Here is an 11,918-nt window from a genome sequence, read left to right on the forward strand (position 1 = left end):
CCAGCAGTGCCATAGCGTGGGCATGGAGGGCATACTTCGGTGTGCCAGACTCCATGCCCACGTCGCTTCGCATCATCCAAGGGGCCAACCGTACGTTGGGCGGCATTGCCCCGCGCGTGGTTGCGCGCCTCAATCAACGCCTGTTCTCCACGCCACGGCGTTTCGCTCCCAAAGACTGGGAACTGGATTTCGAGGCGTTGGGCACGCGCGAACGACTGCCCAACGGCGCCTCCATCCTGATGGCGGGTGCGGGGGCACGAACGGTCGCCCTCATTCACGGATGGGAGGGGCGGGCAACCCAGTTTGCGCACTTCGCACCGGCCCTGCTGAGCGCTGGATTCCGGGTCATCGGCGTGGATGGTCCCGGCCACGGTCACTCGCGTGGGTCTCAGTCCGACCCGTACCTGTTCGCCGAAACGCTGCACGAAGTCGCTGAGCGACACGGCCCGCTCTACGGCCTCGTGGGACACTCCATGGGTGGCGGCAGTATCGGCATTGCCCTGTCGGCCGGTCTATCGACCCAGCGGGCCGTGCTGATTGCGAGCCCGGCCTCGCTGCACGACGCGCTGCATCGTTTCGCCAATGCCATGCACATGCCGGCGTCGGCCACCCACCACTTTGTCGAGACCTTGCGGTCGCAGGTCGTGCAGCGTGGGCATTCCACGGTGGATGTGTTGGAGCTCGTTGCCACTCTCCCGACACCTGCGCTCGTGATTCACGCGCGGGATGATCGTGAAGTGCCGTTTGCCGATGGTGAGCGTATCGCGCGGGCCTGGCACCAGGCCACGCTGCTGGAGGTGGAGGGTGTGGGACACCGGCGAATCATGCGATCGCCCGAGGTCATTGCCGCCACGGTGCAGTTCCTGACGAACTGATGTAGCGTCAGTCGCGAGCCGTACGCACGGTCACGGGATCGCCCACGCGCAGGATGCCGGGGTGTGCGTGTGTGGCATTCACCCCAAACACCACGCCGTCGGCCGTACGGCGGTACTCACCGAAGGCACGCAGCGGTTGTGTCCCTCGTTCGAGCGTGTCCGGATCCACCGTCGTCAGGACGCACCGTGTGCACAGCGATCCCATCCCCAGGATCACCTCGCCCACCTGCACCTCCCGCCACGTATCCTCAGCGTGCGCGGCGAGCCCCTGCAGCCAGACGTTCGCGCGAAAGCGCCTGGCATCGAGCGGTGTGAGATGTCCCTGCTCCATCAGGTGCGCATTGAGTGCATCCACGCTGGGAAGCCCCAAGACCAACAGGGGGGCGCCATCGCTGAAGGCCACGCGCCGTGCTTCGTACGGAAGCGGGCCGGCAAACTTTGGCTGCAGAGGGCGTGCGGCGGCATCATCAAGGTGCACCAGGCGGCAGGACCGGCCAATGACATCACTGCACCAGTCTGCGGCATCGTCACCGGCATCGAGCGCGGTGACGGCATCGTCCCACACGTGCACCACACGGGCCAGTGCATCGGCACCAGGTACCACCGCGGTAAGGGTCGCGTGGCGCGGTGCATCCAGATGCAGGGCGCCGTCCCGGTTGGCGGTGGCGAATCGGGGGGTGATGTGCAGCAGTGCGTGGCACTCCCGCGCGGTGATGGCGCGTCCTTCGCCATCGACCAGAAGCCAACGCCGGTCGCCAGCCGCGCCGCGATCATCCAACAGCAACTCCTGCACCGAGATGCCAGCTGCAGACTTGAGCGGATAGACCGTAAGCGCCGCCACCCGGGCGACGGCGTGCCTTCTCTCGCTGATCATGTGGTTCGGTCTCCTGAGCGTGAGCGCTGACGGTGCCAGTAGAGATAGACCGGGGCGCCCAACACCAGCAGCCCGGCGCCGCGGGCGGCATTGCCCGGGTTGGACTGCACCGACCCCACCAACACATACACCGCCGCGGCCATGAAGACGAGAATCCCCACCGGATGCAGGCGTGCGCGTACCGTTCCTTCACGGTCACGGGCGCGCAGAACAAATAGCGCCGCGGCGGTGGAGCCAAAGAAGATCCAGTCGGCGAACACTACGTAATCGAGCAGCTGTCCGTACGTGCCCGACAACAGGAGCAGCAGCGCCACGACTCCCTGCGCCACCAGCGCGTCCACCGGTGTTTGCCAGCGCGGATGCAGTCGCGCCATGCGCGTAAAGAACAACCCATCTGCGGCCATGGCCTGATACACGCGGGCCGACATGAGAATCACCATCCCCAGAAAGCCCACGGTGGACGTGACAATGCCCAGTGTGATGAACGTGCGCCCGGTGGCGCCGAGATAGACAAACATGGTGTCGGCGGCGGGTGCCCGACTGGCGGCCAGCCCTTCCAGCCCCAACGCACGCAAATACGCCACGTTCACCAGCAGGTACGTGGCCGCGACTATCAGCACCCCGTAAATGAGGGCACGAGGGAGCGTGCGCTGCGGGTCCACCAGCTCCTCGGCCACCGCGTTGGTTTGCTGCCACCCGCCGAACGAAAAGAGCACGGGCACCAGGGCGCCACCCATGGCCACTACCATCTGCGTAAGCGATGACGGAGCGACCAGAGGAGAGGCCTGCTCGGCGAGGGGAACCGCATTCCGAGGCGTGAGCGCCAGTGCCGCAAAGACCAACAAGGCAATGGCCGCCAGCTTGAGCAGCGTGAGCACATTGCCCGTGGTGGCACCAATACGCACCCCGAGAATGTTGAGCACGGTGAGCACCACAATGAAGCCAATCGCGATGGGGCGCCCCGCTGCAGGGCTCAGGTGGAGCAGCTCGGCCAGATAGTTGGCACCGGTCATGGCAACGGCGGCCATGGCACCGGTCGCCATGATCAGGAACAGGGCCCACCCGTACAGGAACGCCGGAAAAGTCCCGAACGCATCACGCAAGTAGATGTAGGTGCCACCCGCCTTTGGCCGGCGCGCCCCCAGTTCGGCATACACAAAGCCACCCAGAATGGCCACCACCGCCCCCAGCCCCCACGCCGCTAGGGTGAGGGGGGCCGTACCCACGCGCTGAGCGACGACTGCCGGAGACAGGAAGATGCCTGATCCGATGATTCCCCCCACCACCAGCATGGTGCCGGAGAAGGTGCCAAGCCTGGCGGCGTATTTCACCTGAAGCATGGGGCCAAACTGCCCCGTATACATTTCTAGCGCTACCCGTTGATTCCCTTCATTTCGCAACCATGATCACTTCGTCCCTGCGCCGTGCATGCCTGATGGCCGCCCTGACGGGGCCTCTGGTGTCTCTCGGCGCCCAGAAAAGCCCGTCCATTCCGCATGAGAAGTACACCCTCTCCAATGGGCTCGAAATCATTCTGCACGTGGATCGTTCGGTCCCCATTGTGGCGGTGGAAAACTTTTACAAGGTCGGCTCGGGCGACGAAAAGGTGGGGCGTACCGGTTTTGCCCATCTCTTTGAACACGTGATGTTCATGGGATCGGAGAACGTGCCGGTAGGCAAGTTCGATGAATGGCTGGAAGCAGCCGGAGCAAGCAACAACGGATCCACCAACTTCGATCGCACCAATTACTACGAGACCGGGCCCTCCAATGCCCTGCCCCTCATGCTGTGGCTTGATGCCGACCGCATGGGTTGGCTGCTCCCCACCATGGATCAGGCCAAGCTTGACCTGCAACGCGATGTCGTGAAAAACGAACGGCGTCAGGGCGTGGACAACGCCCCGTACGGGAAAGCGGACGAAACCATTTTGCCCGTGCTCTTTCCCAAGGGGCATCCGTACTCCTGGGACGTCATCGGCTCCATGGACGACCTGAGTGCGGCGGCGGTTGACGACGTGAAGGGGTTCTTTCGGCAGTACTACGCCCCCAATAACGCCACGATCACCATAGCCGGGGACTTCAATCCCGATTCGGCCAAGGCGTGGGTGCAGAAGTATTTCGGCCACATTCCACGCAGCGCGGCTCCCATTACCCGGCCCGTGCCCCCCGCCATCACCCTGCGCAAGGACTCCGTGCTGGTGGTAGAGGACCGCGTGCAATTGCCGCGGGTGTATTACACGTGGCATGGCGTACAGTCATTCTCGCCCGATGACGCGGCCCTTGATGCACTCACGGACATCGTGGCCGGCGGCAAGAGTTCGCGCTTGTACCGTACGCTGGTCTACGAGAAGCAGCTGGCGCAGGATGTGCGCATGAACAATCAATCGCAGAAGCTCGATGGCATGATCCAATTGGTCGTCACGGCCAAGCCCGGCGTGCTGCCCAGCGACATTGACGCCGAGATCAGTCGCACTTTGTCAGACATCATTGCGAATGGTGTTACCGAACGTGAACTCACCCGCGTGAAGAACGGCATGCGCGCGAGTATGCTGGATGGGCTCTCGAGCGTGGCCAGCAAGGCGTTTCGCCTCAGCTACTACAACTACTTCACCGGAAAGCCCGATTATCTGGCGCAGGATCTGGCGCGGTACGAAGCACTCACGCCGGCGGCCGTGCAACGCGCGGCCCGTACGCACCTCGCGGGGACCCCACGGGTGGTGCTCACCATCGTCCCGGAAGGCAAATCGTCGCTGGCACTCACACCATCGACTCTCGGAGGGATCAAGTAATGCGCGTATACACTCACTCGCTGCTGGCGGCGGTGATCACCCCGGCCGTGCTTCTGGCACAACCCGCGACGCCGAAGGCCGCGAGCAGCACGCCCCCCAAACTGGTGGCGCCCACGCCGCTCAAACTCCCCACCATGGTGGAGCGGCGGCTCCCCAACGGGTTGCGTCTGGTCATTGTCGAGCAGCGTGAATTGCCGGTGGTGGATGCGCAGCTCGTATTCAATGTCGGCAGCATTGCCGATCCGGGTGGTAAGGAAGGATTGGCGACCGCCACGATGAACATGCTCGATGAAGGCGCCGGCGATCGGGATGCGCTGGCATTGGCGGAGCAGATTGGCTTCCTGGCCATTCGCTTGAACACCGGCGCCTCGCTCGAACAGAGCTCCGTGGTGTTGCACACGACGCGCAACACACTCGACAGCGCCTTCGCCCTGATGGCCGATGTCGTGCGGCGGCCGACCTTTCCCGAAAAGGAATTCGTACGGATTCGCAATGAACGTGTGACGGCCCTGTTGCAGGAGCAGGACCGCGGGCCGGCCATGGCCGACCGCGCCTTTGCCGCGATTCTGTATGGTGAAGCACACCCGTACGGGCGCAGCCCATCCGGTGTGCGCGAGTCAGTGGAATCCATCACGCGCGCAGATATTGAAACGTTCTGGCGCACCTGGTACCGCCCCAACAACGCCACGCTGGTGCTGGTGGGTGACCTCACCGTAGCCGAGGCCGTAACGCTGGCCACTCGCACCTTTGGATCGTGGGAACGCGCGCCGGTTCCGACAACACCATTGCTGCGTGCGATGGCCAAATCGACTACCGCGATTCACATCATCGACAAACCCAAAGCCGCACAATCGAGCTTTCGCATTGGTGGTATTGGCGTGGCCCGCAGCAGCCCGGACTACTACGCCATCATGGTGATGAACACGGCGCTCGGGGGGTCCTTCACTTCCCGTTTGAACAACACGCTGCGCGAAGTGAAGGGCTACACGTATGGCGCAGGGTCTGCATTTTCCATGCGGCGCGACGCCGGTCCCTTCACCGCCCGGGCCGAAGTGGTTTCTGCCAAGACCGACTCGGCGCTCATTGAGTTCATGAAGGAACTCAAGAACATTCGCCAGCCGCTGCCTGCGGCGGAGTTGGCGAAAGTGAAACGGTACCTGCAGTTGGGATACGCCGATGGGTTTGAGAGCACCGGTGATATTGCGGCGCAGATCTCCAACCTCGTGCCGTACAATCTCCCACTCACCACGCTGGGCGCCTTCAACGCCGGAATCAGCAAGGTGACGGCCGCCGATGTGCAGCGTGTCGCAACCAGATACGTCGATCCGGCCAAACTCACCATCGTGATTGCCGGTGACCGCTCCAGTATTGAACCGGCACTCAAGGCCACCAAGATCGCGCCCGTGGATGTCCGTGACATGCGCGGCCGTCCCATCATCGTTCCGTAACCCCGATGTCCGTTCTCATGCCATCAACTTCGCGCCGGTGGTTCGCCGTTGCACTCTCCACCGGTTTGCTGGTGAGTGCCTGTCGCACTGCCGCTGTGGCGCCGACGCCGGCGGCCACGCCCAACGCCCGCGGTGCCAACTCCGCACCCATGCTGGTCACCACGAAATGGGTGACGGAGCACGCCAGCGATCGTGATCTCGTTATCCTGCACGTGGGGACCAAGGCCCAGTACGACAGTGGCCATGTGGCCGGCAGCCGTCATGTATCGCTGGAAGACATTGCGATCCCCATGCAGCCCGGCGCCCTGTCGTTGCAGATGGCCAGCACCGAGCAACTCACCGCGTGGGCCGTGCGTAACGGCATTGGTGATCAGACGCGCGTGATTGTGGTGCCGCACGATTTCAATCTGCAGAGCGCCACGCGGGTGTTCTTTACGTTGTCGTATCTCGGTGCCGGTGATCGCGTGTCGCTCATGGATGGGGGCTACCAGGCATGGAAGAATGAATCGCGCGCGGTAAGCACCGCCGTGCCGGCGGCTGCGGCCGCCAGCACATTTACGCCACGTGTCCGCCCGGAGCTCATTGCGCAGGTTGGTCAGGTGGAAACTGCCACGCAGGACCAATCCCGGTTCATTGTCGATGCGCGTCTGACGCGCTTCTACAACGGCGATGGCGGTGGCTATCCGCGCCCGGGGCACATTCCCGGCGCGGTGAACATTCCGTTGTCCAACGTGAGCGTGAACGGATTCCTGCGCCCCTACACCGAGCTGGAGGCCTTGTTTGATGCCCAGCGGGTGGACAAGAGCAAGCCGGTCATCACGTACTGTCACATTGGTCAGCAGGCCACGCTGCTGTGGTTTGTGGCCACGTTGATTGGTCGCGACGCGCGCATGTACGACGGCTCGTTTCAGGAATGGAGTGGCAGTACGCGTCCCATCGTGGGACCGCCGGGCAAGTAGGACCAACGCACGGGCCGCCGTGCGGCATTAACAGAGGGTCAGCCTATCGCGTCCAACGGATATGCTGACCCTTTTGCTTTCCCTGACGCTGGTGCAGCCAAGCCAGACCGCCCTGCAACGCGCCGATGCCTATGTGGCGCAAACCGATGGTCAGGCCATGCTGGTGATGCATCAAGGCCGCGTGATTCACGAGCAGTACCGCGCGGGAGGTGGCGTGGATCGCCGTCAGATGCTGGCCAGCGGCAGCAAGAGTTTTGTGGGTGTAGCCACCATCGCAGCGGTCGAGGACGGTCTCGTCCGTCTGGACGCCCCGGTGGCGCACTACCTCCCCGCGTGGAGCAGCGATGCGCGGAAATCCCGGGTGACGGTGCGTCAGCTGCTGTCGCTGGAAAGCGGCGTGGAGACTGGCAACCCCGGCACGGGCTGCGGGGGGCGCGGAGCCACCTGGAATGACGCCGTGAACGCCGGAACGTTTGCCGATCCAGGTACCACGTTTCGCTACGGCCCCTTCCCGTTCATTACCATGGGCGCGGTGCTGGAGCGAGTGCAAAGGAACTCCTTCGAGCAATACCTCACCCAGCGGGTGCTCGCTCCCCTTGGCGTAACGGTGCAGTGGCGCGCCAAGTGTGGCGACGGCAACCCCCAATTGGCAGGCGGTGCCGCCATGACAGCTCGCGACTGGGCCACCTTTGGGGACATGATCCGGTTGGGTGGCGTGCACAAGGGACGGCGCATTCTCCAGGAATCGCTGGTGCGGGAGCTGTTCCGTCCCTCGGGGAGCAACGCTGCGTACGGCCTGTCGTGGTGGCTGGTGGGTGCGACCCTGTTGGCCCAACCGGCCGCCGGGCTGGAAGCGGGCACCGGGGCCGGTCGTCAGCGTGGCGGTATTCTGGGCGGCCGTCGCTCCAGAGGGGGCCGGGCCCGCTCGGGCGGCCGCCCGGATGCCACCGCCCGCGGCGGGACGGCCGCTCTCCCCAGTTGGATGCCCGCCGATCTCGTGATGGCTGCCGGGGCCGGCAAGCAGCGGCTCTATGTCATCCCGTCGCTGGAATTGGTGGTGGTCCGGATGGGCCCCCTGATTGGTGGGCGCCGTTTCGAGGATGTGGCCTTTCTGCAGGCCTTGCTCGGCTCCTGACGCCGCCAGTGTAAAAGCCCTTCCGGGTGAGGGTACCTTTCCCGCGTCCCCTCATCCCGGAGTCCCTGTGACCCCTGCTGCTCCCACGCCTTTGGTTGGCGTGGTCATGGGCAGTGCGAGCGACTTTGAGACGCTTGCACCGGCCTGCGACATTCTCGCCGAACTTGGTATTCCGTACGAAGCGCGCGTCGTTTCCGCGCACCGTACGCCGGATTGGCTCTTTGAGTATGCCGAGCAGGCCCACCCGCGCGGACTGCGGGCCATTATCGCCGGAGCCGGAGGCGCCGCGCACTTGCCGGGCATGCTCGCCGCCAAGACCCTGGTGCCCGTGCTCGGCGTGCCCGTGGTTGCCACCCCGCTCAATGGCATGGATGCCCTGCTGAGCATTGTGCAGATGCCGGCCGGAGTGCCGGTGGCCACCTTTGCCGTGGGCAAACCCGGTGCAGCCAACGCGGCGCTGTACGCCGCCCAGTTGCTGGCGGCCCACGATCCGGCCCTCCATCAGGCACTGCTCGCCCGGCGCACGGCCAAGGCGGCAGAAGCACTGGCCAGGCCGCTCAACGCCCCCAACGCCATTCCCCCGGTCTCGACGTGACGACGACAACAACACCGTCGCCCATTCTTCCCGGCGCGACGATTGGATTTTTGGGAGGGGGCCAGCTGGGCCGCATGACCGCGTTCGCGGCGCGTTCCATGGGCTATGACATCCATGTGCTCGATCCCGAGGCGGCCTGCGCCACGCGCCCCATCGCCTCGCGCACCATCACGGCGCCATTCAACGATGTCAACGCGGCCATCGAACTGGCGTCACAGTGCGATGTGGTGACGCTGGAAATTGAGCAGATCCATCCGAGTGTGCTCGATGCCGTGGCGGCCCGCACCGCGCTGCGTCCGGGGCGCGATCCGGTGTACATCATCCAGGATCGCATTCGCCAGAAACAGTGGCTCAAGTCGCACGGCTTCCCCCTCGGGCGGTTTGTGGCCGCCCAGCAAGCCAGCGACATTGCCGACATGGTGCGCGAGTGTGGCGCCAGTATCGCCAAGAGCACACACGGTGGCTACGACGGGCGCGGACAGGTGCGTCTCTCCGACCCCGAGCAGGCCATGGATGCGTGGACGGCACTCGGATCGCGGGAATGTCTCGTGGAGCAGAAGGTCAGCATTCATTACGAGCTGTCCGTGCTGGTGGCCCGCTCTCCCAGCGGGGCCACGGCCGTGTATCCGCCATCGCGCAACCATCATACCAGCGGCGTGCTGACGTGGGCGGTGGTGCCGGCCGTGATCAGCGACGAGATGGCGCAGCGCGCGCAAACGCTCGCCCGTACCGTGGCGGAGCGTATTGGCATTGTGGGACTGCTGGCGGTGGAGTGTTTCGTGACCACCGATGGCGAGTTACTGGTGAACGAACTCGCGCCCCGGCCGCACAACACCTATCACCACAGTGAACGCGGAGTGGCCACGAGCCAGTTTGAACAGCTCGTGCGGGCCATCTGCGATTTGCCGTTGGGTGCCACCGACGTCTTTGCGCCGTCGGCGATCGCCAATCTGCTCGGCGACGTGTGGCTGCAGGACAGCGCGCCTGATGTCACGCACGCGCTCAACGTGACCGGCTCCCGGTTGCACTTGTACGGCAAGGCCGGCGCCCGGGCCGGTCGCAAGATGGGGCATCTCTCGGCCGTTGGCGACAGTGCCCAGGATGCCCTTGGGCGGGTGCTCGAAAGCTACCGGCGCTTATCCCCGGGAACGATCTCCAGCTTCGACGTGCACGAACCTGTGCTGGCCCACATCACCTCCTGACCGCCAGCGGTCTCCACTGTCCCTTACACGCTTTCCATGTTTCCGCGCGACTTCTACGAAATTCTGCACATCATTGGCATCGCGATGCTCTTCCTCGCGATTGGCGGCGTCGCCACTCATGCTGCCAACGGGGGCAACAAGGCCACGAGTCAAACCCGTGGACTGATGGGTACGGTGCATGGCCTCGGCGCACTGCTCATTCTGGTTGGAGGTTTCGGCATGCTGGCGCGCATCGGCTTTGCGCACGGTACCAACTTCCCGGGGTGGCTGTGGGTGAAGATTGTGGTGTGGCTGGTGTTGAGTGCCATCGTCCTGCTCCCCTACCGCAAGCCGGCGCTGGCCAAGCCATTCATCTTTCTGTTGCCACTGCTGGCCGGTGTGGCCGTGTACATGGCGCTGTACAAGCCCTTCTGACCCGGTGACTCCGTCGTGAACGTTCTGGTGCTCAACGTCGGTTCGGCGACGCTCAAATTTCAGGTGGTGGTCACGGACAATGATCGCATCATGCACGATCAGGACGTGAAGCTGTTGCGCGGCCAGATTGAGCGCATTGGCGGCGAGTCAGTGATCACCCTGCGCGGCAACGATGGGAGCACCCGTAAGCGTACGGCGCCCCTGCGAGACATGCGCAGCGCGGTGGATTGGCTGGTGGGATACATCACCGATCCGGAGAGTGGCACCGGCTTGACGGCCCGCGGCGACATTCACGCGGTAGGACATCGGGTGGTGCACGGCGGTGAGCAGTTTCGCGCCAGCGTGCTGGTGGACGAGTCCGTCCTGCAGGGCATTGAAGACAACGTGGAACTCGCGCCGCTGCACAACCCGCACAACTTGCGCGGCATCGAGGCCACCCGGAAAGCGTTGGGGAGTGGCGTGCCGCAGGTGGCGGTGTTCGATACGGCCTTTCACCACACGCTGCCGGAACACGCGTATCTCTACGCCATTCCGTATCCGCTGTATCGTCGCCACAAGATCCGCCGCTACGGATTTCACGGCACGTCACACCGGTCCATTGCGTACCGCTTTCGCAAGATTACCGATCGCGAGCGGAGCGACGTGCGCATTGTCACGTTGCACCTTGGCAACGGCTGCTCCGCTTGCGCCATTCGTGGCGGCGTGTCGATTGACACCAGCATGGGCTTCACGCCGCTGGAAGGGCTGGTCATGGGTACACGCTCCGGTGACATCGATGCGGCACTGCTCGACTACATCGCCGCCAAGGAAGGGCTCTCGCTCTCGCAGGTGGAGGCCATGCTCAACAGTCAGTCGGGATTGCTCGGGATCTCGGGACTGACGAACGACATGCGCGATCTGCTGGCTGAAGCGAACGAACTGCAGGATCGGCGCGCGCGGTTGGCCATTGAGATCTTCTGCTATCGGGCGCGGAAGTACGTGGGGGCATACCTCGCCGCGTTGGGAGGCGCTGATGCCGTGGTGTTTGCCGGTGGCGTGGGAGAGAACAGCGCACAGATTCGCGCCCGCATTTGCGATGGACTTGAGTGGGCCGGACTGCGCGTTGACGCGGCGGCCAACGAGTCGCTCGTTGGTGGACGTGAAGGGCGGTTCTCCGCGGAGGGCTCAAGCATGGAAGCCTGGGTCGTACCGACCGATGAGGAGCTGCTGATTGCCCGCGACACGTTTCGGGTGGTGAGCGGCGCACCGCTGCCCAGCTGAGCCGTTTCAGACGTGTAGCATGAAGTGGGGACGACGCGGGCCTTGATTTCCGCTTCCGCCCTGCCGATACTGGAGTGTGCGCGGCGGTTTCCCCGATTTGACGGGCCGCGTACTCAGCGCCAGTGGCGCTGACTATCCGTCTAAGTCGCGGTCCTGACGGCCCTCGACGATATAATCGGCGAGGGCCGTCAGCTTTTTGCGGCCCTTGGTGTGTGAAACCGCCGCGCGCAGACAACTGAAGATCCGCACCATCCCGGTGCCGTGGTGATTTGCCGCCGATTGCCGCCACGCAAAACAAGGAGCTAAACAGCGAGTGCGCCCGGCGGCCCTCCGTCCGGGCGCTTCGTGTTGTCTGGCGGCACTCACCC

The 11,918-nt window shown here is 64.3% G+C and carries 11 protein-coding genes and 1 riboswitch; of the genes, 9 read left to right on the plus strand and 2 right to left on the minus strand.

Going from position 1 to position 11,918, the window contains the following annotated elements:
* Nucleotides 1-53: 53 nt before the first annotated feature.
* Nucleotides 54-875 carry an alpha/beta fold hydrolase gene (locus GEMMAAP_RS11495; protein ID WP_043580700.1) on the plus strand — a complete coding sequence of 274 codons (822 nt, stop codon included), beginning with the start codon at nucleotides 54-56 and terminating at the stop codon, nucleotides 873-875.
* Nucleotides 876-882: 7 nt separating this feature from the next.
* Here GEMMAAP_RS11495 and GEMMAAP_RS11500 read toward each other — a convergent pair whose 3' ends face one another.
* Nucleotides 883-1,749, minus strand: coding sequence for an MOSC domain-containing protein (locus GEMMAAP_RS11500; RefSeq protein WP_026849660.1), 867 nt, complete (start codon nucleotides 1,747-1,749; stop codon nucleotides 883-885).
* Entirely contained in the window at nucleotides 1,746-3,089 is a 1,344-nt protein-coding gene (locus GEMMAAP_RS11505) for an APC family permease (protein ID WP_026849659.1), read from the minus strand. The genes GEMMAAP_RS11500 and GEMMAAP_RS11505 overlap by 4 nt, the downstream gene beginning before the upstream one ends.
* 62 nt (nucleotides 3,090-3,151) lie before the next feature.
* Here GEMMAAP_RS11505 and GEMMAAP_RS11510 point away from each other — a divergent pair, with 62 nt between their 5' ends.
* The 8 genes from GEMMAAP_RS11510 (at nucleotide 3,152) to GEMMAAP_RS11545 (ending at nucleotide 11,550) form a co-directional block, all read left to right on the plus strand.
* Nucleotides 3,152-4,537 (plus strand): M16 family metallopeptidase, encoded by a 1,386-nt coding sequence (locus GEMMAAP_RS11510; protein WP_053334117.1) that lies wholly within the window; start codon nucleotides 3,152-3,154, stop codon nucleotides 4,535-4,537.
* A complete protein-coding gene (locus tag GEMMAAP_RS11515) occupies nucleotides 4,537-5,985 on the plus strand; it encodes a M16 family metallopeptidase (protein ID WP_026849658.1) in 1,449 nt (482 codons plus the stop codon). Before GEMMAAP_RS11510 ends, GEMMAAP_RS11515 begins: the two co-directional genes overlap by 1 nt.
* 17 nt (nucleotides 5,986-6,002) lie before the next feature.
* Nucleotides 6,003-6,944: a sulfurtransferase gene (locus GEMMAAP_RS11520; RefSeq protein WP_158514832.1), complete on the plus strand. Its 942-nt coding sequence runs from the start codon at nucleotides 6,003-6,005 to the stop codon at nucleotides 6,942-6,944.
* Nucleotides 6,945-7,005: 61 nt separating this feature from the next.
* A complete protein-coding gene (locus GEMMAAP_RS11525; protein ID WP_026849656.1) occupies nucleotides 7,006-8,079 on the plus strand; it encodes a serine hydrolase domain-containing protein in 1,074 nt (357 codons plus the stop codon).
* A 106-nt stretch (nucleotides 8,080-8,185) separates the two neighbouring features.
* Complete coding sequence (gene purE / locus GEMMAAP_RS11530) at nucleotides 8,186-8,674, plus strand: 5-(carboxyamino)imidazole ribonucleotide mutase (protein ID WP_053334196.1); 489 nt, start codon at nucleotides 8,186-8,188, stop codon at nucleotides 8,672-8,674.
* Complete coding sequence (purK, locus tag GEMMAAP_RS11535; RefSeq protein WP_026849654.1) at nucleotides 8,671-9,876, plus strand: 5-(carboxyamino)imidazole ribonucleotide synthase; 1,206 nt, start codon at nucleotides 8,671-8,673, stop codon at nucleotides 9,874-9,876. The genes purE and purK overlap by 4 nt, the downstream gene beginning before the upstream one ends.
* Before the next feature lie 36 nt (nucleotides 9,877-9,912).
* A complete protein-coding gene (locus GEMMAAP_RS11540; protein ID WP_026849653.1) occupies nucleotides 9,913-10,290 on the plus strand; it encodes a hypothetical protein in 378 nt (125 codons plus the stop codon).
* 15 nt (nucleotides 10,291-10,305) lie between these two features.
* The gene (locus tag GEMMAAP_RS11545) at nucleotides 10,306-11,550 is read left to right on the plus strand and encodes an acetate/propionate family kinase (RefSeq protein ID WP_026849652.1); all 1,245 of its coding nucleotides are present in this window, start codon (nucleotides 10,306-10,308) and stop codon (nucleotides 11,548-11,550) included.
* Nucleotides 11,551-11,801: 251 nt separating this feature from the next.
* Nucleotides 11,802-11,877, plus strand: a riboswitch (SAM riboswitch).
* The last annotated feature ends 41 nt before the right edge of the window (nucleotides 11,878-11,918 follow it).

Source organism: Gemmatimonas phototrophica, from assembly GCF_000695095.2.
GTDB classification, from domain to species: domain Bacteria; phylum Gemmatimonadota; class Gemmatimonadetes; order Gemmatimonadales; family Gemmatimonadaceae; genus Gemmatimonas; species Gemmatimonas phototrophica.

Excerpts from the sequence above, each read along its gene's own strand:
- GEMMAAP_RS11525 (WP_026849656.1), top strand. The coding sequence starts at position 7,006 with ATGCTGACCCTTTTGCTTTCCCTGACGCTGGTGCAGCCAAGCCAGACC.
- GEMMAAP_RS11510 (WP_053334117.1), top strand. The coding sequence starts at position 3,152 with ATGATCACTTCGTCCCTGCGCCGTGCATGCCTGATGGCCGCCCTGACG.
- GEMMAAP_RS11495 (WP_043580700.1), top strand. The coding sequence starts at position 54 with ATGCCCACGTCGCTTCGCATCATCCAAGGGGCCAACCGTACGTTGGGC.
- GEMMAAP_RS11500 (WP_026849660.1), bottom strand. The coding sequence starts at position 1,749 with ATGATCAGCGAGAGAAGGCACGCCGTCGCCCGGGTGGCGGCGCTTACG.
- GEMMAAP_RS11540 (WP_026849653.1), top strand. The coding sequence starts at position 9,913 with ATGTTTCCGCGCGACTTCTACGAAATTCTGCACATCATTGGCATCGCG.
- GEMMAAP_RS11520 (WP_158514832.1), top strand. The coding sequence starts at position 6,003 with ATGCCATCAACTTCGCGCCGGTGGTTCGCCGTTGCACTCTCCACCGGT.
- GEMMAAP_RS11515 (WP_026849658.1), top strand. The coding sequence starts at position 4,537 with ATGCGCGTATACACTCACTCGCTGCTGGCGGCGGTGATCACCCCGGCC.
- GEMMAAP_RS11505 (WP_026849659.1), bottom strand. The coding sequence starts at position 3,089 with ATGCTTCAGGTGAAATACGCCGCCAGGCTTGGCACCTTCTCCGGCACC.
- purE (WP_053334196.1), top strand. The coding sequence starts at position 8,186 with ATGGGCAGTGCGAGCGACTTTGAGACGCTTGCACCGGCCTGCGACATT.